This window comes from Achromobacter xylosoxidans A8 (genome assembly GCF_000165835.1).
Lineage (GTDB): Bacteria > Pseudomonadota > Gammaproteobacteria > Burkholderiales > Burkholderiaceae_B > Achromobacter > Achromobacter xylosoxidans_B.
In genome coordinates this window covers 6,926,048-6,951,215 of the sequence record NC_014640.1, presented here as the reverse complement: position 1 = coordinate 6,951,215, position 25,168 = coordinate 6,926,048, and the positions used below count along the sequence as shown (strand labels likewise).

Sequence of the window (25,168 nt, the reverse complement as noted above, 5' to 3'; positions counted from 1 at the left end):
GGCCCATGCAACCTCGAGTCGGAGTGCTCATGCCTTACTCGTACACCGAAAAAAAGCGCATCCGCAAAAGCTTCGCCAAGCGTGAAGACGTTCAAAACGTTCCCTTCCTGTTGGCGACACAGCTTCAATCCTACCTAACTTTCCTGCAGGCGGATACCGCCCCGTCCGATCGCGTAGCCGACGGTTTGCAGGCGGCGTTCTCGTCGATTTTCCCGATCGTTAGTCACAACGGTATGGCGCGCTTGGAGTTCGTGAGCTATGTGCTCGGCGAACCGGTGTTCGATGTCAAGGAATGTCAGCAACGTGGCCTGACCTATGCCTCGCCCCTGCGAGCCAAGGTCCGCCTGGTGCTGCTTGACCGCGAAGTCAGCAAGCCCACCGTGAAGGAAGTGAAGGAACAGGAAGTCTACATGGGCGAAATTCCGCTCATGACGGGCACGGGTTCCTTCGTCATCAACGGCACCGAGCGTGTCATCGTCTCGCAGCTGCACCGCTCGCCTGGCGTGTTCTTCGAACACGACCGCGGCAAGACCCACAGCTCCGGCAAGCTCTTGTTCTCGGCCCGCGTGATTCCTTACCGCGGTTCGTGGCTGGACTTCGAATTCGACCCGAAGGACGTCCTGTTCTTCCGCGTCGACCGCCGCCGCAAGATGCCTGTCACGATCCTGTGCAAGGCCATCGGCATGACGCCGGAATCCATCCTGGCCAACTTCTTCGACTTCGACAACTTCGAATTGAAGAGCGAAGGCGCGATGATGGAATTCGTGCCCGAGCGTTGGAAGGGCGAAATGGCCCGTTTCGACATCTCGGACCGCGACGGCAAGGTCATTGTCGAAAAAGACAAGCGCATCAACGCCAAGCATCTGCGCGACCTGGCTGCCGGCGGCATCCAGCGCATCTCCGTGCCGGAAGACTTCCTGTACGGCCGCGTGCTGGCCAAGAACATCGTCGACCCGGACACCGGTGAAGTCATCGCCAACGCGAACGACGAGATCACGGAAAGCGTGCTGGGCGCCCTGCGCGCCTCCAACGTCTACGACATCCAGGCCCTCTACACGAACGACCTGGATCGCGGTCCGTACATCTCGCAGACGCTGCGCACCGACGAAACCGCCGACCAGATGGCCGCTCGCGTTGCCATCTACCGCATGATGCGTCCCGGCGAGCCGCCCACCGAAGAAGCGGTGGAAGCGCTGTTCCAACGTCTGTTCTACAGCGAAGAAACGTACGATCTGTCGCGCGTCGGCCGCATGAAGGTCAACAGCCGTCTGGGCCGTGGTGAAGACATCACCGGCCCGATGACGCTGACCAACGAAGACATCCTTGAAACCATCAAGGTGCTGGTCGAATTGCGTAACGGCCGTGGCCAGATCGACGACATCGATCACCTGGGCAACCGCCGCGTGCGTTGCGTCGGCGAACTGGCCGAGAACCAGTTCCGCGCCGGCCTGGTGCGCGTCGAGCGCGCCGTCAAGGAACGTCTGGGCCAGGCCGAGACGGAAAACCTGATGCCGCACGACCTGATCAACTCCAAGCCGATTTCGGCCGCCATCAAGGAGTTCTTCGGTTCGAGCCAGCTGTCGCAGTTCATGGACCAGACCAACCCGCTGTCGGAAATCACGCACAAGCGTCGCGTTTCCGCACTGGGCCCGGGCGGTCTGACCCGCGAGCGCGCCGGCTTTGAAGTCCGCGACGTGCACCCGACCCACTATGGCCGCGTCTGCCCGATCGAAACGCCGGAAGGCCCGAACATCGGCCTGATCAACTCCATGGCGCTGTACGCTCGCCTGAACGAGTACGGCTTCCTGGAAACGCCTTACCGCAAGATCATCGACGGCAAGGTCAGCGAGCAGATCGACTACCTGTCGGCCATCGAAGAAAGCCACTACGTCATCGCGCAGGCCAACGCCGCGCTCGACGAAGAGGGCCGTTTCGTGGACGACCTGGTGGCTTGCCGCGAAGCCGGCGAAACCATGCTGACCGCTCCGGCCAACGTGCACTACATGGACGTTGCCCCGTCGCAGATCGTGTCGGTTGCCGCCTCGCTGATTCCGTTCCTGGAGCACGACGACGCGAACCGCGCGCTGATGGGCGCCAACATGCAACGTCAGGCCGTGCCTTGCCTGCGTCCGGAAAAGCCGGTCGTGGGTACGGGTATCGAGCGTACCGTGGCCGTTGACTCGGGCACGACCGTGCAAGCCCTGCGTGGCGGCCTGGTCGACCACGTCGACGCCGAGCGTGTCGTGATCCGCGTGAACGATGAAGAAAACGTCGCCGGCGAAGTCGGTGTCGATATCTACAACCTGATCAAGTACACCCGTTCCAACCAGAACACGAACATCAACCAGCGTCCTATCGTCAAGCGTGGCGACAAGGTTGCCAAGGGTGACGTGCTGGCCGACGGCGCATCGACCGACCTGGGCGAACTCGCCCTGGGTCAGAACATGCTGATCGCGTTCATGCCGTGGAACGGCTACAACTTCGAAGACTCGATCCTGATCTCCGAAAAGGTTGTGGCCGATGACCGCTACACCTCGGTCCACATCGAGGAACTGACGGTCGTCGCCCGCGACACCAAGCTGGGTCCGGAAGAAATCACGCGCGACATCAGCAACCTGGCCGAGACGCAACTGAACCGCCTGGACGATTCGGGCATCACGTACATCGGCGCCGAAGTCAGCGCCGACGACGTGCTGGTCGGCAAGGTCACGCCCAAGGGCGAGACCCAGCTGACGCCGGAAGAAAAGCTGCTGCGCGCCATCTTCGGCGAAAAGGCGTCCGACGTTAAGGACACCTCGCTGCGCGTGCCCTCGGGCATGACCGGCACCGTGATCGACGTGCAAGTGTTCACGCGCGAAGGCATCGTGCGCGACAAGCGCGCCCAGTCCATCATCGACGATGAACTGCGCCGCTATCGCCAGGACCTGAACGACCAGCTGCGCATCGTTGAGAACGACCAGTTTGACCGTATCGAAAAGATGCTGGTCAACAAGACCGTCAACGGCGGCCCGCGCAAGCTGGCCAAGGGCGCCACGATCACCAAGGCATACCTGGCTGATCTGGACCGCTGGCAGTGGTTCGACATCCGCCTGGCCGACGAGCCGCACGCCGTCGTGCTGGAGCAGGCCAAGGAATCGCTGGAGCAGAAGCGCCACCAGTTCGACCTGGCCTTCGAAGAAAAGCGCAAGAAGCTGACGCAAGGCGACGAGCTGCCCCCGGGCGTGCTGAAGATGATCAAGGTCTACCTGGCCGTGAAGCGTCGTCTGCAACCTGGCGACAAGATGGCAGGCCGTCACGGCAACAAGGGCGTGGTCTCGCGTATCACCCCGGTGGAAGACATGCCGCACATGGCTGACGGCACGCCGGCCGACATCGTTCTGAACCCGCTGGGCGTGCCCTCGCGGATGAACGTCGGCCAGGTGCTGGAAGTGCACTTGGGCTGGGCTGCCAAGGGCGTGGGCCATCGCATCGCCGACATGCTGCGCGACGAACGCACCGCACAGGTCAAGAACATCCGTGCCTACCTGGACAAGGTCTACAACACGACCGGCACCGGCGCCCGCATCGACGAGCTGACCGACGAAGAAGTCATGGAAATGGCCCAGAACCTCAAGAACGGCGTGCCGTTCGCGACGCCCGTCTTCGACGGCGCGACCGAAGAGGAAATCACCACGATGCTGGAGCTGGCCTATCCGGACGAAGTCGCCAAGCGCATGGCGCTGACGCCGTCGCGTACGCAGGCATGGCTGTACGACGGTCGTACGGGCGAGCAGTTCGAGCGTCCCGTCACGGTCGGCTACATGCACTACCTGAAGCTGCACCACTTGGTCGACGACAAGATGCACGCGCGTTCGACCGGCCCGTACTCGCTGGTTACCCAGCAGCCTCTGGGCGGCAAGGCGCAGTTCGGCGGCCAGCGTTTCGGGGAAATGGAAGTGTGGGCGCTGGAAGCATACGGCGCCGCCTACACCCTGCAGGAAATGCTGACGGTGAAGTCCGACGACATCACCGGCCGTACCAAGGTATACGAAAACATCGTCAAGGGCGACCACGTCATCGACGCCGGCATGCCGGAATCGTTCAACGTGCTGGTCAAGGAAATCCGCTCGTTGGCCCTGGACATGGATTTGGAGCGTAACTAATGAAAGCGCTACTCGACCTCTTTAAGCAAGTCTCGCAAGACGAGCAGTTCGATGCCATCAAGATCGGCATCGCCTCGCCCGAGAAGATCCGTTCGTGGTCCTACGGCGAAGTTCGCAAGCCCGAGACCATCAACTACCGCACGTTCAAGCCCGAGCGCGACGGCCTGTTCTGCTCCAAGATCTTTGGCCCGATCAAAGACTACGAGTGCTTGTGCGGCAAGTACAAGCGCCTGAAGCATCGTGGCGTGATCTGCGAAAAGTGCGGCGTGGAAGTCACCGTCGCCAAGGTTCGCCGTGAACGCATGGGCCACATCGAGCTGGCCAGCCCCGTCGCGCACATCTGGTTCCTGAAGAGCCTGCCGTCGCGTCTGGGCATGGTGCTCGACATGACCCTGCGCGACATCGAACGCGTGCTGTACTTCGAAGCCTGGTGCGTGATCGAACCTGGCATGACGCCGCTCAAGCGCGGCCAGATCATGTCGGATGACGATTTCCTCGCCAAGACCGAAGAGTACGGCGACGACTTCCGTGCCCTGATGGGCGCGGAAGCCGTGCGCGAACTGCTGCGCACCATCGACATCGACCGCGAAGTGGAAACGCTGCGCGGCGAACTGAAGGCCACCAGCTCGGAAGCCAAGATCAAGAAGATCTCCAAGCGCCTGAAGGTGCTGGAAGGCTTCCAGAAGTCCGGCATCAAGGCCGAGTGGATGGTCATGGAAGTGCTGCCCGTGCTGCCGCCGGACCTGCGTCCGCTGGTGCCGCTGGACGGCGGCCGCTTCGCGACCTCCGACCTGAACGACCTGTACCGCCGCGTCATCAACCGCAACAACCGCTTGAAGCGCCTGCTGGAGCTGAAGGCTCCGGAAATCATCCTGCGCAACGAAAAGCGGATGCTGCAGGAAGCCGTCGACTCGCTGCTGGACAACGGTCGCCGCGGCAAGGCCATGACCGGCGCCAACAAGCGCCAGCTCAAGTCCCTGGCCGACATGATCAAGGGCAAGAGCGGTCGTTTCCGTCAGAACCTGCTGGGCAAGCGCGTCGACTACTCGGGCCGTTCGGTCATCGTGGTGGGTCCGCAGCTCAAGCTGCACCAGTGCGGCCTGCCCAAGCTGATGGCCCTGGAACTGTTCAAGCCGTTCATCTTCAATCGCCTGGAGATGATGGGTCTGGCCACGACCATCAAGGCTGCCAAGAAGCTGGTGGAAAGCCAGGAACCGGTGGTTTGGGACATCCTGGAAGAAGTCATCCGCGAACACCCGGTCATGCTGAACCGTGCGCCCACGCTGCACCGTTTGGGCATCCAGGCGTTCGAGCCGGTCCTGATCGAAGGCAAGGCCATCCAGCTGCACCCGCTGGTTTGCGCGGCGTTCAACGCCGACTTCGACGGTGACCAGATGGCCGTCCACGTGCCGCTGTCGCTGGAAGCCCAGCTGGAAGCGCGCACGCTGATGCTGGCCTCGAACAACGTGCTGTTCCCGGCCAACGGCGAACCGTCGATCGTGCCGTCCCAGGACATCGTGCTGGGTCTGTACTACACGACGCGCGAGCGCATCAACGGCCGCGGCGAAGGCATCTTCTTCACCGACGTCGCTGAAGTGCAGCGCGCCTACGACAACGGCGAAGTCGAGCTGCAGTCGCGCATCACCGTGCGCCTGAAGGAACACGAGCGCGACGAGGCTGGCGAATGGCAGCCGGTGATCCGCCGTCACGAGACGACGGTCGGCCGCGCGCTGCTGTCCGAAATCCTGCCCAAGGGCCTGCCCTTCACGGTGCTGAACAAGGCGCTGAAGAAGAAGGAAATCTCGCGCCTGATCAACCAGTCGTTCCGCCGTTGCGGCCTGCGCGATACCGTTATCTTCGCTGACAAGCTGATGCAGTCGGGCTTCCGCCTGGCCACGCGCGGCGGTATCTCCATCGCCATGGGCGACATGCTGATCCCGACCGCCAAGGAAGGCATCCTGGCCGAGGCCAGCCGCGAAGTGAAGGAAATCGACAAGCAGTACTCGTCGGGTCTGGTCACGTCCCAGGAACGCTACAACAACGTGGTGGACATCTGGGGCAAGGCCGGCGACAAGGTCGGCAAGGCGATGATGGAACAACTGGCCACCGAACCCGTGATCAACCGTCACGGCGAGGAAGTGCGCCAGGAATCGTTCAACTCCATCTACATGATGGCTGACTCGGGCGCCCGCGGTTCGGCCGCCCAGATCCGCCAGCTGGCCGGCATGCGCGGCCTGATGGCCAAGCCGGACGGCTCGATTATCGAAACGCCCATTACCGCGAACTTCCGTGAAGGCCTGAACGTACTCCAGTACTTCATCTCGACTCACGGCGCGCGTAAGGGTCTGGCCGATACGGCACTGAAGACCGCCAACTCGGGTTACCTGACCCGCCGTCTGGTCGACGTGACGCAAGACTTGGTGATCACCGAGGACGATTGCGGCACTTCGCAGGGCTACAACATGAAGGCCTTGGTCGAAGGCGGTGAAGTCATCGAGCCGTTGCGCGACCGGATCCTGGGTCGTGTTGCCGCCATCGACATCATCAACCCGGACACGCAGGAAACGGCCATCGTCGCCGGTACCCTGCTGGACGAAGACCTGGTCGACACCATCGACCGCATCGGCGTGGACGAAGTCAAGGTCCGCACCCCGCTGACCTGCGAAACGCGCCACGGTCTGTGCGCGCACTGCTACGGCCGCGATCTGGGTCGTGGCTCGCCGGTCAACCAGGGCGAAGCGGTTGGCGTCATCGCCGCCCAGTCCATTGGCGAACCGGGCACGCAGCTCACGATGCGTACGTTCCACATCGGTGGCGCGGCGTCGCGTTCGGCTCTGGCCAGCGCGGTGGAAACCAAGTCCAGCGGTAACGTCGGTTTTGCCAGCACGATGCGCTATGTCACGAACGCCAAGGGCGAACGTGTGGCGATCTCGCGCTCCGGCGAACTGGCGATCTTCGACGACAACGGCCGCGAACGCGAACGCCACAAGATCCCGTACGGCGCGACCGTGCTGGTGGGCGATGGCGAAGCCGTGAAGGCTGGCGCACGTCTGGCGACGTGGGATCCGCTGACCCGTCCTATCGTGTCGGAGTACGGTGGCGCCGTGCGCTTCGAGAACATCGAAGAAGGCGTGACCGTTGCCAAGCAGGTGGACGAAGTCACCGGCCTGTCGACGCTCGTCGTCATCACGCCGAAGACCCGTGGCGGCAAGATCGTCATGCGTCCGCAGATCAAGCTGGTCAACGAGCAGGGCGAAGACGTCAAGATCGCCGGCACCGATCACTCGGTGAACATCTCGTTCCCGGTGGGCGCGCTGATTACCGTGCGCGACGGCCAGCAGGTTGCCGTGGGTGAAGTTCTGGCGCGTATTCCGCAAGAATCGCAAAAGACCCGCGACATTACCGGCGGTCTGCCGCGCGTGGCCGAGCTGTTCGAAGCCCGCTCGCCCAAGGACGCCGGCATGCTCGCCGACGTTACCGGCACGGTTTCGTTCGGCAAGGACACCAAGGGCAAGCAGCGTCTGGTCATCACCGACCTGGAAGGCGTGAGCCACGAGTTCCTGATTCCGAAGGAAAAGCAGGTGCTGGTGCACGACGGCCAGGTGGTGAACAAGGGCGAAATGATCGTGGACGGCCCGGCCGATCCCCACGACATCCTGCGCTTGCAAGGCATCGAGAAGCTGGCGACCTACATCGTCGACGAAGTGCAGGACGTGTACCGTCTGCAGGGCGTGAAGATCAACGACAAGCACATCGAAGTGATTGTTCGTCAGATGCTGCGTCGTGTGAACATCGTTGACGCGGGCGATACCGAGTTCATCCCGGGCGAGCAGGTCGAGCGCTCCGAGCTGTTGAATGCGAATGACCGCATGCAGGCTGAAGATCGCATTCCTGCCACGTACGACAACGTGCTGCTGGGTATCACGAAGGCCTCGCTGTCGACCGACTCGTTCATCTCGGCCGCATCGTTCCAGGAAACCACGCGTGTCCTGACCGAAGCCGCCATCATGGGCAAGCGCGACGATCTGCGTGGTTTGAAGGAAAACGTGATTGTCGGCCGCCTCATCCCGGCAGGGACGGGTCTGGCTTATCACCACGCACGCCGCGACAAGGAAGAGCTGGAGGCCGCGGAACGCGAGGCCGCCCGCCAGTTGGCCAACCCGTTCGAAGACTCGCCGGTCACGGTGGGCTCGGATGCGGAAACGCCGGCATCCGACCTCGGCGCCGAGGATTCCGCCGAATAAGCGGAAACACCCGGCAGGGATGCCGCGCGCAGTCTGGCGCGGCATGCCCGGAATCAAAAAGGCCGCTGATGCGAATCAGCGGCCTTTTTTTGCCTGGCGCAGGGGAGGTTACTTCGCGACCTGTGCCTGCGCGTGCCGGAACACGGGTCCCCAGACGGGATGGCCAGCTTCGTTCGGCGCCAGCTCGAAGGCGGGGTCCAGAGCCAGGATGCGGGCAAAGCTGTCCTCGCACAGGCGCGGATATTTGCTCACGCAGTAGCTGAACGCCTGCAGCTTGTAGGCTTCGATGCGCACGGCCTTGGTGGAGGTGGCCAGGGCGTCGGAGGTGGCGACGCCGCGGATGACTTCGCCGTAACGGCCGGCGCTGTATTTGTCGCGTACTTGCTGCAGCTGGTCCAAGGCTTCTGCGGTGGGCGGCGCTTCTGGCTGCTTGGACGTAACCCCGGCGCAACCCGCCAGGAGGGCCGACAAGCCGAGCAGACTACTCAGAACGCGAATTTTCATGGCTTCCAAAGGTGTAGAGAGGTTTAGCGGTACGCTATCGTGCCACAGCCTGATGCGCTCGGACATTTTCCGCAATGTCCTTGCGGTGCGGATTGGATAATATTCGCCTTATTCCATCGTTAATTTAGCTGTCATGCGACAGCGCCAGTCCCGATCATGTCTTCTTCCGCCGGCCTCTTGACGCCGCGTGGCCCCTTTTCCGGCGCCGCGCCGCTTGCACTGCGTCCGCTGAGTGCCATCGCCGCCAGCACGGCGGGGGGCGTACCGGAAACCCGCATCAAGCGGCTTCTGTCTGACCTGCTGCCATCCTTGATGGCCCTGCACGCCCAGGGTGAAATCTGCGGCGATATTTCGCTGGATACCGTGGGCATGGACGAAAGCGCCCGCGCCCATCTGGTGCCGGAACTGGTCGTGGCGCGTTCGCGCCGAGCCACCCGCACGCCGACCCCCGGTTTTGCGCCGTTCGAGCTTTATAGCGATTCGGTGGAATGGCCGCGCGGCCCGTGGAGCGATATTTACGCCTTGTGCGCGGTGATGCACGCCTTGGTCATAGGGAGCAAGCCGGCGCCGGCGCCCGAGCGCCGCGCGGAGGATACCTACGAGCCGCTCGCCTCCCTGGGATTGCCGAAGTACAGCCAGGACTTCTTGTCCGCGATCGATGCCGGCCTGGCCATGGCGCCCGCTGATCGGCCGCAGACGCTGGCGGATCTGGCCGGCATGCTGGGCATCGCCGCTCAGGTCGAGACAGCGCCGGATCTGATCGCCCCGTTGCCGGCCTCCCATGCGGCGCCGCCTGCAGCCGCCGCTGCGGCGCACCAACCGGCGCGCGGACGCCATCCCCTGCTGGTGCTGCTGCTCGTCGTGGCGCTGATCGGAGCGGGCGTATATGCCTGGTTCGAGTCTGGAATGGGCGCTCCCAACGCGCTGATCACCCGGTCCGAAGTGGTTCAGCCGAATCCGCCGGCCGTGCATCCGATGCCGCCGCCCGCGCCGGGCGCCGGGCCGGTGGCGCCGCCATCGCCTCCCGAGCTTCGAACCCCACAGGAATCGGCGCCCCAGACGCCTGCGCCGGAAAGCGCGCCAGCCCTGGGCGAAACTCCGCCTCCGTCGGCGCCGCCTGCGGAGGCGCCAGCGGCCGTGGCCGTGCCGTCCACGGCCGTGCCCGCCGAGGCTCCCGCAGCCGTGGCCGAAGAGACCGCCAAACCCAAGCCGATTCCGGTGCTGGTGCGGCTGGACATCCGCCCATGGGGCGAGGTCTGGATCAATGGCGTGGCGCGCGGCATCAGTCCGCCGGTCAAGGAACTGCGGCTGATTCCCGGCAAGTACCAGGTGGTGCTGCGCAATGCCGGCCTGCCGCCGTACCGTACGACGCTGGAGGTCAAGGCAGGCAAGCCCGCCGTGATCTCGCACGTCTTCCAATAGGGGGCGCCGCGGCTACGTCGCGGTTGTCTCTTCCGGCGCCATCGGCAGGCGCAGCGTGAAGACCGAACCCGCGCCCAGTTCGCTGCTGACTTCGACCGTTCCGCCGTGGCGTTCGGCGACCGTGCGCACGAACGCCAGACCCAGGCCGGCGCCACCGACGTCGCCGCGGGTTTCGACGCCCACGCGCGAGAAGGGTTCGAACAGCCGCGCCAGATCCTGCGCCGCAATGCCCTGGCCCTGGTCGCGGATATTGGCACGCCAGAAGCCGGGCTCCTCGTCGATGCCGCATTCGATCCGGGTTTGCGGCGGGCTGTACTTGATCGCGTTGTCGATCAGATTGCACAGCGTGCGCATGAGCAGGGTTTGATCGCCGCGGACATAGGCGGCGGGCAGCGGCAGCGCGAGGACGAGTTCGATGCCGCGTTTCTGAGCCGAGGCCCAGAACTCGTCCACGGCGTCTTGCAGCAGGCTGCCCAGATCCAGTTCCACCGCGCTGATTGTCATCGACTCGGCGCGAGTGAGGTGCACGAAGTCGTCGACCAGGCGCAAGGTGCGGTTGGCGAGTGCGGCGATGCGGCCCAGGGTTTCGCTTTGGTTCTCGGGCGAGCCGCCTTCCTGCTTCATTTCGACCAGCGCGAGGATGGAACTTTGGGGGGCGCGCATGTCATGCGAGATGAAGCGCAAGGTTTCCTCGCGCTGGCGCTCCGCCTGGCGGATGCGCGAGATGTCAGTCAGCGTGGCGACGGTGCCGGCGAAGTCGCCTTCGGCGGTGTGAATGGGCGCGCATTTCAGGATCAGGTCGCGTCCGGCATGGTCGCGCACTTCCAGGTCGGCGCTCCATGGCGATGACGCGGCGACCGGACCCTGGCCGCTGAGCGCCTCGGCCACGCGCTGGCGCGTGGCGGGATCGGAAATGGTCTTTTCGAGCAGATGGGTGGCCCGGCGCCCGACGCGGGGAGGGCGCATTCCCAGCCGCTGAAAATACATGACCGCGGCCTGATTGCGGAATTGCATGCGGCCGTCCTGATCGAAAACGAGCGTGGCGTCCGGCATGCCGTCCAGGCCGTCGGCCAGGAAGCGGCGCAGGTTGCGCACGCGGGCCAGCGCCCGGCGCAGCTCGCCGACCCGACTTTCCAGCGACGCGCTGGGACCCGCGCCCTGGGCGCCGGCCTCGTTCAACACCGGCGGGTACTCGCGCTGCAGCCGGCGCAATTCGTTGTCCATGTAGCGCAACGCGGCCTCCTGGCTGCGCCAGCTCCAGAGCGGATAGCACAGCGCCACGCCCAGCAGCGCCGCAGCCGGCGCGAACCACACATAGGCATAGGCCAGCAGCAGGAACGCCATCAGCAGTATGACGATGAACAGCGCCAGGTTGACCAGCAGGGCCTGCTTGGGCGACAGCCGCCACAGGGCCAGGCAGGCCAACAGCACGGGCAGCGCCGCGAACAGCGCATTGCTCCAGGCGGGCGGCAGCCGATAGGCGATATCGTCGCGCGCCGCGTGCAGCAGGTTCGCGATGATCTCCACCCCCGACATGCCGCTGACGTCGTGCGACACTGGCGTCGGGTAGGCGTCGCCCAGGCCGGTAGCCCAGGCGCCGACCAGCACATACTTGCCGCGCAGTTCGTCGGGCGACAGGTCGCCGCGCAGCACGGACAGGTAGGACACGGTACGCGTATGCGCGGTGGGACCGGAGTAGGGGATCAGGATGCTGCCGTCGGGCGCGGCGCGGTTCAACAGTTTCTGCGCCGCATCCGCTTGGCCGCCGACGTCCAGCATGACCATGGCCAGATGGTTCCAGCGGCGGTCTCCGAGCTGCGCGCTGAGGGTTGCTGCGCGCACCACGCCATCCGGGTCGATGCGCGCGTTGATGAAGCCTTTGGCGGCGGCGGCGGCCTGCGCCACGCCGGGGATGGGCTCGTTGACTGCCGAAGGGCGGTCGAGCCGGTCCAGCACGACCGGCAGGACCGTACGGCCATGGCGTCGGATGCTGTCGGCCAGGATGCGGTCATCGTTCGGATTGGCCATGTCCGGTTCGGCGAAGATCAGGTCCAGCGCCACGGCGCGGGAGCCTTGCAGGCGGTCCAGCAGCGCCGCGTGGACTGCGCGCCGCCATGGCCAATGGCCCAGCGCCTTGATGCTGTCGTCGTCGATCGCGACGATCAGGATGTCGCGATCGGCGTCGCGCCCGCTCAACGACAAGGCGCGGTCATAAAGGATTTGATCGAAGCGCCCCAGGCCATTGAACGAGCCCAGGATGGCGGCCAGCACCGCTAAAACCACCGTCAGCCACAGCCCTGAGCGCGAGGTCCGGTCCTGCGGATCGGCGGCGTCGGCCATGAGACGGGCTCTAGTAATCGGTCAGCGTGATCAGGCCGCCCGTGCCGCTGGCCACGCCCGAGCCGTCGGAGGTCAGGAGCATGTTCGCGCCCTCGAAGGTCGCGATCGCATCGCGTCCGTTCAGGCCCAGGTCATCCACCGCGCGCACGGACACGTAATAGGTTCCCGGACCGGGCGCGGCGAAGCGGATATCGTTGCTGGGAAAGCTCGTCGAAGATACCGGCAACGCGCCTTCGGCATCGCGCGAGACGCGCACCACATAGCTCTGCGCGCCGGACACGGGCGAGACGTCGGCGGTCCAGGCGCCGCCGCCCGCGCGTGTGGGTGTGCCCAGTTGCGGCGCATCGAGCAGCGCGCGCATGCCCGAGACCGCGCCGTCCGAGCCCACCGCGGCGCCGTAGCCCGTGGCCACCGCTACCGGTTTGGCTGGGGGCGATCCGGGTGCGTGGGGCTGCAGACGCACGCTGCCTTCCAGCACTTCGCTATGTACGCCCTGCGCGCCACTTTGTACGCGGAAGCGCGTGCCGCGCACGCCAGTGACCGCGACCGGTGTGCGGATCTCGAAACGGCCCACGCCTTGACCGGAGGGTGCCACTGAGGACTCCACGCCGCCGCTTTGCACCCGGACGACGGAATCCGTCAGCGCAGTGCCTTCGAATTGGCGCAGGCGCGTCAGTTCGACGGAGCCGCCGGCCGGCAGTGTCAGCTTGGAGCCGTCGGCCAGCTCCAGCGTGACGAAGCCGTTGGCAGCGGTGCCGACCGTACTGCCTTCAGCCACGGTGTCGCCGGCCCGCAAGGCCTTGCCGTCGACATTCGCCTGGCCGCTGACGTGCACGACGCGGGCGTCGGCGGGCCGCACGGGAATCATGGACAGCGGGATGCGCAATTCCAGCCCGATGGGCAGCGTTTCCGGCGTGACTACCTTGTTCAGGGTTTGCAGCTGGCTCCAGTTGGCCTGCTTGTGGGTATACCGGGTTGCCAGGTCGATCAACGTATCGCCTTGGCGCACACGGTAGATGAAGTCGTCCCCAAGCGCGCCAGCGGGCTGGCTGCGGGCCGGCGCCATCAGCGCCAGGCAGGAGATCATGGCAAGCAAAGAAAGCGCGCGGCAGCGGCTCATGACTATCGGTTCTCCAGGGGGGCGCGCGCAGGCGCTTACTGCGGATTGGCTGCGATGTCTTCCGGCGAGCTGATTTGCTCCAGCCGGTAGCCCAGCGCATAAGAGGACGTGAGGCGCACGCCGTGTTCGGGACGCAGCTGGAGCTTTTGCCGGATGTTCGACAAATGGGTGTCCAGGGTGCGGGAGGTCGCGGGAATTTCCCGGTTCCATACGCATTCGGCCAGCACGTCGCGCGACATGAGGCGGCCGACATTACGGAAAAACAGCAGGGCGAGCTCGAATTCCTTGGGGGCGAGCGACACCACGGCGGAATCCAGGGTGATCGTGCGGGCGGCGGGTTCGATGCGATAGCGCGCCACGTCGAAGGCATCGTCCGCGGGTTCGGCGATCTGGCTGCGGCGCAGCAAGGCCGCCACCCGCGCCAGCAGTTCCAGGGGGCGCAGGGGTTTGACGATGTAGTCGTCCGCGCCGGCGCGCAGACCTTCCACCAGATCGTCCTCGCTGGAACGATTGGTCAGGAAGATGACCGGGATGCGCGGGCCGATATTGGCGCGCAGCCACCGCACCACATCGTCGCCGTCGATGTCGGGCAAATGCCAGTCCAGCAGCACCAGGTCGAATTGCTCAGTGCGCAGCGCGGCCAGGAGATCCCGGCTTTGCTGATAACTGCTGCAGGTGTATCCGGCAGTGGTCAGAACTTGCTGGATGCGTTGTGCTTGATCCAGGTCGTCTTCCAGCGACGCGATTTTCATCAGACGTGTTCTCGCGAAGGTTTGCTACGCAAGCGCGCGCTATGGCGCCCTACTGCAAGATGGGAAAGGAATATATAGGTGTAAACGAATGATAACTCGGGAGGGGCCCCGGCTGGCTACGTTATGGCAAGAACTGTCAAACATTGCAAAGTTGACGAATCTTGACTGGAGTTGTTGCGTAACAACGCGCCACACTGTCTCAATCGTTCTCCCCCCGCGGTAAGGCGTGGGGCGGAGCCGGTCGAGGTTGTTGGTCGTATGGAACAGATATGAATCAATTGCGCATACTTATGATGTCACCCGACGAGGCCGCCCGCGGCGTCGCCGTGTCCGCATTGCTGCAAGCTGGTATTTCTGCACGCGGTTGCTCGACGTCTCTCGAATTGTTTGGATTGCTCAACGGCGGCGGCTTTGACGTCGTGGTCCTGGATGTCGGGACCCTGGGCGAAATCGGCTACGCCCTGGTGGCCCGCCTGCACGGCTCATCGTCCATGGGCATCGTGGTCACGGGAACCGGCATGTCGGTGGATAGCCGCCTGCGCTGCCTGCAAAGCGGTGCTGACGCCTGTCTGCCAGATCCGCAGGATCCCCGCGAGCTGGCCTGCATCCTGCTGTCCTTGGCGCGCCGCCTGCCCGCCGGGCAGGATCCGTCCCTGGCCGAGCCGGCCCAGAACGGCCAGTGGGAGCTGCGCGACCAGGGCTGGACCCTGGCGGCGCCCACGGGCGCCACCATCTCGCTGTCCGCCAATGAGCGCCTGATCGTGCGTTCGCTGCTGGAAGTGGCGGGCAAGGCCGTGGGCCGGAACGAGCTGGGCGACGAGTTGCAGGTGGAAGGGGGCGGAGTCCGCGCCAGCGGTTCCCGCAGCATCGACGTGATCGTCAGCCGCTTGCGCCGCAAGGCCGAGCTGGCCGGGGTCATGTTGCCCATCCGCACGGTCTACGGCAGCGGCTACCTGTTCGCCGACCAGTAGCGGGGCACGGCTATACTGGCGGTGCCGCGCCTGGCGGCAGCCCCGGCGCCAGAGCGCCCGGCCGCTATCCGCAGTCAGCATATCGCTGCTCCTGCCGATTGCCGCAGTCAATGACCCTGATTTCAGGCACCCGATTTTCGGCGTATGCGGCCCTAATTTTCACGAGCGCCGCCTAACTGGCATGCTTCTGCCGGCAACGCGCCACACGCGCGGCTTACAATTTTCTTTGACAGCAGCCCTTGATCTCAGTTAAGCTAAAGGGCTTACTGCTTTATTTCGCGCGCAAAATCTGGCCGCGGTAGGGTTCAGAAGTACGGTGTCTGGGAACAAGGTGCGTCACGAGCCTTTCGTTTCAAGCCATACGGCTTCGCGGCAACGGGTCTTTCCGGCGCCGTCACCCCACGGCATCCAGCTTTGTGCGTTTTGTCATAGTTTGTTGGCAAGCCCGCTCTTTTACGTATATGAACGTTTGAGGCGGTTTTGCGCGAACTGCCTTCTCCGAAAGTTCACTGCTTGAGGAGACGAGTACGTAAGTACTTACCCAGTGGTACGTAAAAGGGATTTCAAAGGTCATGCCTACCATTAGCCAACTCGTGCGCAAGCCGCGCGAAGTCAGCATCATCAAAAGCAAGAGCCCCGCGCTCGAAAACTGCCCGCAACGCCGCGGCGTGTGCACTCGCGTGTACACCACCACCCCCAAGAAGCCGAACTCCGCTCTGCGCAAGGTTGCCAAAGTGCGTCTGACCAACGGTTACGAAGTCATTTCGTACATCGGCGGTGAAGGCCACAACCTGCAAGAGCACTCGGTGGTTCTGGTGCGTGGCGGTCGTGTGAAGGACTTGCCCGGTGTGCGTTATCACATCGTGCGCGGTTCCCTCGACCTGCAAGGCGTCAAGGATCGTAAGCAAGCCCGCTCGAAGTACGGCGCCAAGCGCCCGAAGAAGGCTTAATAACGAGTCAGCAGTACCCCCGCGTGGCGGCAGTCCGTCACTAGGGAAGTGCGACCGCGCCATCCAGATGATGGGAAGGTGCGCGGCACGTAAGGGGTCGTCTCCATGGACGGCCATGGCCGTGTAATGAAACACGGTTCAACTGAACAGACACAAGGAAGCAACAATGCCCCGTCGTCGCGAAGTACCCAAGCGCGAGATTCTGCCCGATCCCAAGTTCGGCAGCGTCGAACTCGCCAAGTTCATGAACGTCGTCATGCTGGACGGCAAGAAGGCCGTCGCCGAGCGCATCGTCTACGGTGCCCTCGAGCAAGTGCAAACCAAGACCGGCAAAGAGCCGATCGAAGTTTTCAGCCTGGCGATCAACAACATCAAGCCGATCGTCGAAGTGAAGAGCCGCCGCGTTGGCGGTGCCAACTACCAAGTGCCGGTTGAAGTGCGCCCCGTGCGCCGCCTGGCCCTGGCTATGCGTTGGCTCCGTGAAGCCGCCAAGAAGCGTGGCGAGAAGTCGATGGATCTGCGTCTTGCTGGCGAACTGATCGACGCCTCCGAAGGTCGTGGCGCCGCGATGAAGAAGCGCGAAGACACGCACAAGATGGCAGAGGCCAACAAGGCCTTCAGCCATTTCCGCTGGTAATTTAAGGACTAACCCACCATGGCCCGCAAAACCCCGATCGAGCGCTATCGCAACATTGGTATCTCTGCGCACATCGATGCAGGGAAAACCACCACGACCGAACGTATCCTGTTCTACACCGGCGTCAATCACAAGATTGGCGAAGTGCATGATGGCGCAGCCACCATGGACTGGATGGAACAAGAACAAGAGCGTGGCATCACCATTACGTCGGCAGCAACGACGGCGTTTTGGCGTGGCATGGCGAAGAACTATCCCGAACACCGCATCAACATCATCGACACCCCGGGACACGTGGACTTCACCATCGAGGTGGAACGTTCCATGCGCGTCCTGGACGGTGCTTGCATGGTCTACTGCGCGGTGGGCGGTGTTCAGCCCCAGTCCGAAACCGTGTGGCGCCAAGCCAACAAGTACGGCGTGCCGCGTCTGGCCTTCGTCAACAAGATGGACCGCACCGGCGCCAACTTCTTCAAGGTCTATGACCAGCTGAAGAACCGCCTGCGCGCCAATCCCGTGCCGATCGTGATTCCCATCGGCGCCGAAGACACGTTCCAAGGCGTGGTCGACCTGGTCAAGATGAAGGCGATCATTTGGGACGAAGCCAGCCAAGGCATCAAGTTCGACTACGCAGACGTTCCGGCCGAGCTGGAAGGCCTGGCAAACGAATGGCGCGAAAAGCTGGTTGAAGCCGCTGCTGAATCGTCCGAAGAGCTGATGAACAAGTACCTGGAAACGGGTTCGCTCGACGAAGAAGAAATCAACCTGGCCATCCGTCAACGCACCATCGCTGGCGAAATCCAGCCGATGCTGTGCGGCACCGCCTTCAAGAACAAGGGCGTGCAGCGCATGCTGGACGCGGTCATCGACTACCTGCCTTCGCCCGTGGACATTCCCGCGGTCGACGGTCAGGACGACGATGGCAACCCCGTCACGCGTGAAGCCAACGACGACGAGAAGTTCTCGGCTCTGGCGTTCAAGCTGATGAGCGATCCGTTCGTGGGTCAGCTGACCTTCGTGCGCGTTTACTCGGGCGTCCTGAAGTCGGGCGATACGGTCTACAACCCCATCAAGGGCAAGAAAGAACGTATCGGCCGCATTCTGCAGATGCACGCGAACAACCGCGAAGAAATCAAGGAAGTGTTGGCAGGCGACATCGCCGCCGTGGTGGGTCTGAAAGACGTGACCACCGGCGAAACGCTGTGCGACATCGACTCCCACATCCTGCTCGAACGCATGATTTTCCCGGAGCCCGTGATTTCGCAGGCCGTGGAACCCAAGTCCAAGGCTGACCAGGAAAAGATGGGCCTGGCGCTGTCGCGCCTGGCGCAGGAAGATCCGTCGTTCCGCGTGCGCAGCGACGAAGAATCCGGCCAGACCATCATTTCCGGTATGGGCGAGCTGCACCTGGAAATTCTGGTTGACCGCATGAAGCGCGAATTCGGCGTGGAAGCGAACGTCGGCAAGCCGCAAGTGGCCTACCGCGAAACCATCCGCAAGACCTGCGACGAAGTTGAAGGCAAGTTCGTCAAGCAGTCGGGCGGTCGCGGCCAGTACGGTCACGTGGTTCTGAAGGTCGAGCCGTTGGCTCCTGGCGGTGGCTACGAATTCGTGGACGCCATCAAGGGCGGTGTGGTTCCTCGCGAGTACATCCCCGCGGTGGACAAGGGCATCCAGGAAACGCTGCCTTCGGGCGTGTTGGCTGGCTACCCGATCGTCGACGTCAAGGTCACGCTGTTCTTCGGTTCGTACCACGACGTGGACTCGAACGAAAACGCGTTCAAGATGGCCGGCTCCATGGCATTCAAGGAAGGTCTGCGCAAGGCCAGCCCCGTGCTGCTGGAACCGATGATGGCCGTTGAAGTCGAAACGCCTGAAGACTACGCTGGTACCGTGATGGGCGATCTGTCCTCGCGTCGCGGCATGGTTCAGGGCATGGACGACATGGTTGGCGGCGGCAAGACCATCAAGGCCGAAGTTCCGCTGGCCGAGATGTTCGGTTACGCCACGAACCTGCGTTCGCTGACGCAAGGTCGTGCCACGTACACGATGGAATTCAAGCATTACTCCGAGGCCCCCAAGAACGTCGCTGACGAAGTCATCGCCGCTCGGGCCAAGTAAATAACCCTTGCCGGGGCCGCCCATCCGGACGGTCCTGGCAGAAATCCAAGTTTCCTTGAAAGTCAAAGGATAGAGATCATGGCAAAAGGCAAGTTTGAACGTACCAAGCCGCACGTGAACGTGGGTACGATTGGTCACGTTGACCACGGCAAAACGACGTTGACGGCCGCTATCACGACCGTTCTGTCGAACAAGTTCGGTGGCGAAGCCAAGGGCTACGACCAGATCGATGCGACTCCTGAAGAAAAGGCTCGCGGCATCACGATCAACACGGCACACGTCGAGTACGAAACGGAAGCGCGTCACTACGCGCACGTTGACTGCCCGGGCCACGCTGACTACGTGAAGAACATGATCACGGGCGCGGCGCAAATGGACGGCGCGATCCTGGTGGTGTCGGCCGCTGACGGCCCGATGCCGCAGACCCGCGAACACATCCTGCTGTCGCGCCAGGTTGGCGTGCCGTACATCATCGTCTTCCTGAACAAGGCTGACATGGTTGACGACGCCGAGCTGCTCGAGCTGGTGGAAATGGAAGTTCGCGAACTGCTGTCGAAGTACGACTTCCCGGGCGACGACACGCCGATCGTGAAGGGTTCGGCCAAGCTGGCGCTGGAAGGCGACAAGGGCGAACTGGGCGAGCAAGCCATCATGGCTCTGGCCGCAGCACTGGATTCGTACATCCCGACGCCCGAGCGCGCCGTGGACGGCACGTTCCTGATGCCGGTTGAAGACGTGTTCTCGATCTCGGGTCGCGGCACCGTGGTGACCGGCCGTATCGAGCGCGGCATCGTCAAGGTCGGCGAAGAAATCGAAATCGTCGGTATCGTTCCGACGGTCAAGACGACTTGCACCGGCGTGGAAATGTTCCGCAAGCTGCTGGACCAAGGTCAAGCGGGCGACAACGTGGGCATCCTGCTGCGCGGCACCAAGCGTGAAGACGTCCAGCGCGGCCAAGTGCTGGCCAAGCCGGGCTCGATCACCCCGCACACGGACTTCACGTCCGAGGTGTACATCCTGTCCAAGGAAGAAGGCGGCCGTCACACTCCGTTCTTCCAGGGCTATCGTCCCCAGTTCTACTTCCGCACGACGGACGTGACGGGCACGATCGAACTGCCGGCCGACAAGGAAATGGTTCTGCCGGGCGACAACGTGGCCATGACGGTCAAGCTGTTGGCTCCGATCGCCATGGAAGAAGGCCTGCGTTTCGCCATCCGTGAAGGCGGTCGTACCGTCGGCGCCGGCGTCGTCGCCAAGATCCTGAAGTAATCCGGATCACTTAAGCAGCAAACAACCAGCGGGGGTGGCCTCGTCGCCCCCGCCTCTCGTTCTTTAGGAAACGCCATGAAAAACCAAAAGATCCGTATCCGCTTGAAAGCCTTCGATTACAAGCTGATCGATCAATCGGCCGCTGAAATCGTCGACACCGCCAAGCGTACCGGCGCCGTTGTTCGCGGCCCGGTGCCGCTGCCCACGCGTATCCGTCGCTATGACGTCCTGCGCTCGCCGCACGTCAACAAGACGTCGCGCGACCAGTTCGAAATTCGCACGCACCAGCGTCTGATGGACATCGTTGATCCCACCGACAAGACCGTTGACGCCCTGATGCGTCTGGACCTGCCGGCCGGCGTCGACGTCGAAATCGCGCTGCAGTAAGTAAAGCGTATCGGGCCTGCTACCTTCGCCGGCAGGCACGAAAAAGATGGCCGCTTCCTTATGGATGCGGTCATTTTGTTTTTTGGCTGCGTTGCGCGCAACGTTTGCCCAGGGGCGGGCAGTTGTGTTCAACCCGCCTCCGCATTCTGGTTAGCGGGTGCTCACTGCTGCAATCAGGTCCGTCAGGCAGCGCCGCCGCTGCCCACATCCGCCGGGTGTGGCGAAATCGCCCCTTGCAATGAGGCCGAAGCACGCTAAGTGCTTGTGCTGACTGAAAAAAACATGCTAATATGCCAAGCTTGCCATTTTGTGGCAAGAGCAACTATGGAAAATAGGAAGGCGCACTCCGCCTGAATTCAGACCAGGTTGAACATAGTCGTAGGGCAAAGGCCGTTACCTTTTGCCTGATTAGCCCCGACCAATCGCAGTCGGGAATGGAGAAAACGATGTCGAATTCGACACCCACGCCCGCCGCTCACCGGCTGGGGCTGGTGGGTCGCAAGGTCGGCATGACCCGCATTTTTACCGAGGAAGGTGAATCCATCCCGGTGACCGTGCTGGACGTGTCGAACAACCGTGTGACCCAAGTTAAGTCGCTGGAAACCGACGGCTACGCCGCGATCCAGGTGGCTTATGGCACTCGTCGTGCCTCGCGTGTGGCTCAGCCGCAAACGGGCCACTACGCCAAAGCCGGCGCTGAAGCCGGTAGCATCCTCAAAGAATTCCGCCTTGATCCCGCTCGCGCCGCTGAATTTGCGGCCGGTTCCGTGATCGCCGTGGAATCGGTGTTCGAAGCCGGCCAACAGGTCGACGTCACGGGCACCACCATTGGTAAAGGCTTCGCCGGTACCATCAAGCGTCACAACTTCGGTTCGCAACGCGCGTCGCACGGTAACTCCCGTTCGCACCGCGTCCCGGGCTCGATTGGTCAAGCACAAGATCCGGGCCGTATTTTCCCGGGTAAGCGCATGGCCGGTCACCTGGGTGATGTCACCCGCACCGTTCAAAACCTCGACGTCGTTCGCGTTGACGTTGAGCGTGGCCTGCTGCTGGTCAAGGGCGCTGTCCCCGGCCACGCTGGCGCCGATATCATCGTGCGCCCGGCCATCAAGGCCCCGGCCAAGAAGGGAGCATAAGTAAATGGATCTCAAGCTCCTGAACGACCAAGGTCAGGCCGCTGCTACGTTCAGCGCACCCGACACCATCTTCGGCCGTGACTTCAACGAAGCGCTGATTCATCAGATCGTGGTGGCTTTCCAAGCCAACGCCCGTTCGGGTAACCGCGCTCAGAAGGATCGCACTGAAGTCAAGCACTCGACCAAGAAGCCCTGGCGCCAGAAGGGTACCGGCCGCGCTCGCGCCGGTATGACTTCGTCGCCGCTGTGGCGTGGCGGTGGTCGGATTTTCCCGAACTCGCCGGAAGAGAACTTCAGCCAGAAGGTCAACAAGAAGATGTACCGCGCCGGGATCCGTTCGATCCTGTCGCAGCTCGCTCGCGAAGACCGCATCGCTGTTGTCGAATCGTTCGATCTGGCATCGCCCAAGACCAAGGACGCAGCTGCAAAGCTGAAGAGCCTGGGCCTGGACTCGGTCCTGATCATCACCGACAGCGTTGATGAAAATGTTTACCTCGCCACCCGCAACCTGCCGCACGTTGCCGTTGTCGAGCCCCGTTATGCCGATCCGTTGTCGCTGGTCCACTACAAGAAAGTGCTGATCACCAAGCCGGCCATCGCTCAACTCGAGGAGATGCTGGGATGAACGCTGAACGCTTGATGCAAGTCATTCTGGCCCCGATCGTGACCGAAAAGGCCACCTTCGTCGCTGAGAAGAATCAGCAAGTCGCTTTCCGTGTCGTGGCTGACGCTACCAAGCCGGAAATCAAGGCTGCCGTCGAACTGCTCTTCAAGGTGCAGGTCGAGTCCGTGCAGGTCCTCAACCGTAAGGGCAAAGTCAAGCGCTTTGGCCGATTCGTTGGCCGTCGTCGCAATGAGCGCAAGGCTTACGTGTCGCTCAAGGACGGCCAGGAAATCGACTTTGCGGAGGTGAAGTAAATGGCCCTCGTAAAAGTTAAGCCGACTTCGGCTGGCCGCCGTGGCATGGTGAAGGTTGTCAGCCCGAACCTGCACAAGGGTGAGCCCTACGCGCCGCTGCTGGAAAAGAAGACCCGTGGTTCTGGCCGTAACAACAACGGTCACATCACGATCCGTCATCGTGGCGGTGGCCACAAGCAGCACTACCGCGTCGTCGACTTCCGTCGCGACAAGGACGGCATCCCGGCAAAGGTCGAGCGTCTGGAATATGACCCCAACCGTACGGCGCACATCGCTCTGCTGTGCTACGCCGACGGCGAACGTCGTTACATCATCGCTCCGCGCGGTCTGGAAGTTGGCGCCACGCTGCTGTCGGGCGTCGAAGCCCCGATCCGCGCTGGCAACACGCTGCCGATCCGCAACATCCCGGTGGGTACGACGATTCACTGCGTCGAAATGCTGCCTGGCAAGGGTGCTCAGATGGTCCGCTCGGCCGGCGCTTCCGCCGTCCTGCTGGCTCGCGAAGGCATCTACGCTCAAGTGCGTCTGCGCTCCGGTGAAGTCCGCCGTGTGCACATCGAATGCCGCGCCACCATCGGTGAAGTCGGTAACGAAGAACACAGCCTGCGCCAAATCGGCAAGGCCGGTGCAATGCGTTGGCGCGGTATCCGCCCGACGGTTCGTGGCGTTGCCATGAACCCGGTGGATCACCCGCACGGTGGCGGCGAAGGCCGTACCGGTGAAGCACGCGAACCGGTCAGCCCGTGGGGCACCCCGGCGAAGGGTTTCAAGACCCGTCGCAACAAGCGGACGAACAATATGATCGTCCAACGGCGCAAGCGCAAGTAAGAGGCGAACACTATGTCACGTTCGATCAAGAAAGGCCCGTTTGTCGATGCTCACCTGATCAAAAAGGTGGACACGGCCGTCGCGGGCAAAGACAAGAAGCCGATCAAGACCTGGTCGCGTCGCTCCACGATCCTGCCCGAGTTCATCGGTCTGACGATCGCTGTGCACAACGGCAAGCAGCACGTTCCCGTTTACATCAACGAGAACATGGTCGGTCACAAGCTGGGCGAGTTCGCGCTGACCCGTACGTTCAAGGGTCACGCCGCGGACAAGAAGGCGAAGAGGTAAGCGATGGAAACTACTGCCATTATCCGTGGGGTTCACATCTCCGCTCAAAAGACCCGACTGGTTGCGGACCTGATCCGCGGCAAGTCCGTCTCGCAAGCGCTGAACATCCTCACCTTCTCGCCGAAGAAGGCTGCCGTCATCCTGAAGAAGGCTGTCGAGTCCGCCATCGCCAACGCCGAGCACAACGACGGCGCCGACATCGACGAACTGAAAGTCACCACGATTTTTGTGGACAAGGCTCAGTCGATGAAGCGCTTCTCCGCTCGCGCCAAGGGCCGCGGCAACCGTATCGAGAAGCAGACCTGCCACATCACGGTCAAGGTCGGAGCTTAAGGAGTCACGATGGGTCAGAAAATTCACCCCACTGGGTTCCGTCTCGCGGTCACCCGTAATTGGTCCTCGCGTTGGTTCGCCGACGACAAGGCCTTCGGCACGATGCTGGCCGAAGACATTCGCGTTCGCGAGTACCTGAAGAAGAAGCTCAAGAGCGCCTCCGTCGGTCGCGTGATCATCGAGCGTCCCGCCAAGAATGCCCGCATCACCGTCTACTCGGCTCGTCCGGGCGTGGTGATCGGCAAGCGCGGCGAAGACATCGAAAGCCTGAAGGCTGATCTGCAGCGCCTGATGGGCGTGCCCGTGCACGTCAACATCGAAGAAATCCGCAAGCCGGAAACCGATGCTCAACTGATCGCCGACTCGATCTCGCAACAGCTCGAGAAGCGCATCATGTTCCGTCGCGCCATGAAGCGCGCGATGCAGAACGCCATGCGTCTGGGTGCCCAAGGCATCAAGATCATGAGCTCGGGCCGTCTGAACGGTATCGAAATTGCTCGCACCGAGTGGTATCGCGAAGGCCGTGTGCCGCTGCACACCCTCAAGGCCAACATCGACTACGGCACCTCCGAAGCCCACACGACCTATGGCGTGATCGGCATCAAGGTCTGGGTCTACAAGGGCGACATGCTGGCTAACGGCGAATTGCCGCCGGAAACCGCTGCCCCGCGCGAAGAAGAACGTCGTCCGCGCCGCGCTCCGCGTGGTGATCGTCCGGACGGTGCTCGCACCGGTCGTCCGGGTGGTCGTGGTCGTGGTGGTCCCCGCAAGGCGGACGCTGCTCCGGCGCCTGAAGGAGAATAACC

20 protein-coding genes are annotated in these 25,168 nt (G+C 63.0%); 16 read left to right on the top strand and 4 right to left on the bottom strand.

Going from position 1 to position 25,168, the window contains the following annotated elements; all coding sequences use genetic code 11:
• Positions 1-29: 29 nt before the first annotated feature.
• Together rpoB and rpoC are read left to right on the top strand one after the other, a co-directional pair.
• A complete protein-coding gene (rpoB, locus tag AXYL_RS32015; protein WP_013397030.1) occupies positions 30-4,142 on the top strand; it encodes a DNA-directed RNA polymerase subunit beta in 4,113 nt (1,370 codons plus the stop codon).
• The gene (gene rpoC / locus AXYL_RS32010; protein ID WP_013397029.1) at positions 4,142-8,386 is read left to right on the top strand and encodes a DNA-directed RNA polymerase subunit beta'; all 4,245 of its coding nucleotides are present in this window, start codon (positions 4,142-4,144) and stop codon (positions 8,384-8,386) included. Before rpoB ends, rpoC begins: the two co-directional genes overlap by 1 nt.
• A gap of 108 nt (positions 8,387-8,494) precedes the next feature.
• On the opposite strand, the gene AXYL_RS32005 is transcribed toward rpoC, so the two are convergent.
• Positions 8,495-8,890 (bottom strand): TssQ family T6SS-associated lipoprotein, encoded by a 396-nt coding sequence (locus AXYL_RS32005; protein WP_041654618.1) that lies wholly within the window; start codon positions 8,888-8,890, stop codon positions 8,495-8,497.
• A 156-nt stretch (positions 8,891-9,046) separates the two neighbouring features.
• On the opposite strand from AXYL_RS32005, the gene AXYL_RS32000 reads away from it, so the two are divergent.
• Complete coding sequence (locus AXYL_RS32000) at positions 9,047-10,312, top strand: serine/threonine protein kinase (RefSeq protein WP_013397027.1); 1,266 nt, start codon at positions 9,047-9,049, stop codon at positions 10,310-10,312.
• 12 nt (positions 10,313-10,324) lie between these two features.
• Here the strand turns inward: AXYL_RS32000 and AXYL_RS31995 are convergent, their stop codons facing one another.
• Genes AXYL_RS31995 through AXYL_RS31985 form a run of 3 tightly spaced genes read right to left on the bottom strand, consistent with a single transcriptional unit; the run spans position 10,325 to position 14,524 of the window.
• The gene (locus AXYL_RS31995; protein ID WP_013397026.1) at positions 10,325-12,652 is read right to left on the bottom strand and encodes a CHASE2 domain-containing protein; all 2,328 of its coding nucleotides are present in this window, start codon (positions 12,650-12,652) and stop codon (positions 10,325-10,327) included.
• A gap of 10 nt (positions 12,653-12,662) precedes the next feature.
• The gene (locus AXYL_RS31990) at positions 12,663-13,772 is read right to left on the bottom strand and encodes a FecR domain-containing protein (protein ID WP_013397025.1); all 1,110 of its coding nucleotides are present in this window, start codon (positions 13,770-13,772) and stop codon (positions 12,663-12,665) included.
• 35 nt (positions 13,773-13,807) lie between these two features.
• On the bottom strand, positions 13,808-14,524 hold the full coding sequence (locus tag AXYL_RS31985) for a response regulator transcription factor (RefSeq protein ID WP_013397024.1): 717 nt from the start codon (positions 14,522-14,524) through the stop codon (positions 13,808-13,810).
• A 269-nt stretch (positions 14,525-14,793) separates the two neighbouring features.
• Here AXYL_RS31985 and AXYL_RS31980 point away from each other — a divergent pair, with 269 nt between their 5' ends.
• From AXYL_RS31980 to rpsC, 13 genes are all read left to right on the top strand, one after another.
• Complete coding sequence (locus AXYL_RS31980) at positions 14,794-15,495, top strand: response regulator transcription factor (protein ID WP_013397023.1); 702 nt, start codon at positions 14,794-14,796, stop codon at positions 15,493-15,495.
• A 572-nt stretch (positions 15,496-16,067) separates the two neighbouring features.
• Entirely contained in the window at positions 16,068-16,445 is a 378-nt protein-coding gene (gene rpsL, locus AXYL_RS31975) for a 30S ribosomal protein S12 (RefSeq protein ID WP_005017264.1), read from the top strand.
• Between the two features lie 166 nt (positions 16,446-16,611).
• On the top strand, positions 16,612-17,082 hold the full coding sequence (rpsG, locus tag AXYL_RS31970) for a 30S ribosomal protein S7 (protein ID WP_006216561.1): 471 nt from the start codon (positions 16,612-16,614) through the stop codon (positions 17,080-17,082).
• An 18-nt stretch (positions 17,083-17,100) separates the two neighbouring features.
• On the top strand, positions 17,101-19,203 hold the full coding sequence (gene fusA / locus AXYL_RS31965; protein ID WP_013397022.1) for an elongation factor G: 2,103 nt from the start codon (positions 17,101-17,103) through the stop codon (positions 19,201-19,203).
• 78 nt (positions 19,204-19,281) lie between these two features.
• A complete protein-coding gene (gene tuf / locus AXYL_RS31960) occupies positions 19,282-20,472 on the top strand; it encodes an elongation factor Tu (RefSeq protein ID WP_013397021.1) in 1,191 nt (396 codons plus the stop codon).
• A 75-nt stretch (positions 20,473-20,547) separates the two neighbouring features.
• Entirely contained in the window at positions 20,548-20,859 is a 312-nt protein-coding gene (gene rpsJ / locus AXYL_RS31955) for a 30S ribosomal protein S10 (protein ID WP_003806903.1), read from the top strand.
• Between the two features lie 446 nt (positions 20,860-21,305).
• Complete coding sequence (gene rplC / locus AXYL_RS31950) at positions 21,306-21,995, top strand: 50S ribosomal protein L3 (RefSeq protein WP_013397020.1); 690 nt, start codon at positions 21,306-21,308, stop codon at positions 21,993-21,995.
• 4 nt (positions 21,996-21,999) lie between these two features.
• Positions 22,000-22,620, top strand: a complete 621-nt coding sequence (rplD, locus tag AXYL_RS31945) for a 50S ribosomal protein L4 (protein WP_013397019.1) — start codon at positions 22,000-22,002, stop codon at positions 22,618-22,620.
• Complete coding sequence (rplW, locus tag AXYL_RS31940; protein WP_006216557.1) at positions 22,617-22,913, top strand: 50S ribosomal protein L23; 297 nt, start codon at positions 22,617-22,619, stop codon at positions 22,911-22,913. The genes rplD and rplW overlap by 4 nt, the downstream gene beginning before the upstream one ends.
• A complete protein-coding gene (rplB, locus tag AXYL_RS31935; RefSeq protein ID WP_013397018.1) occupies positions 22,914-23,741 on the top strand; it encodes a 50S ribosomal protein L2 in 828 nt (275 codons plus the stop codon).
• Positions 23,742-23,753: 12 nt separating this feature from the next.
• The gene (gene rpsS / locus AXYL_RS31930; protein ID WP_006216555.1) at positions 23,754-24,029 is read left to right on the top strand and encodes a 30S ribosomal protein S19; all 276 of its coding nucleotides are present in this window, start codon (positions 23,754-23,756) and stop codon (positions 24,027-24,029) included.
• A 3-nt stretch (positions 24,030-24,032) separates the two neighbouring features.
• Positions 24,033-24,362 carry a 50S ribosomal protein L22 gene (gene rplV / locus AXYL_RS31925; RefSeq protein ID WP_013397017.1) on the top strand — a complete coding sequence of 110 codons (330 nt, stop codon included), beginning with the start codon at positions 24,033-24,035 and terminating at the stop codon, positions 24,360-24,362.
• Positions 24,363-24,371: 9 nt separating this feature from the next.
• Positions 24,372-25,166, top strand: coding sequence for a 30S ribosomal protein S3 (rpsC, locus tag AXYL_RS31920; protein WP_006216553.1), 795 nt, complete (start codon positions 24,372-24,374; stop codon positions 25,164-25,166).
• Positions 25,167-25,168: the final 2 nt, after the last annotated feature.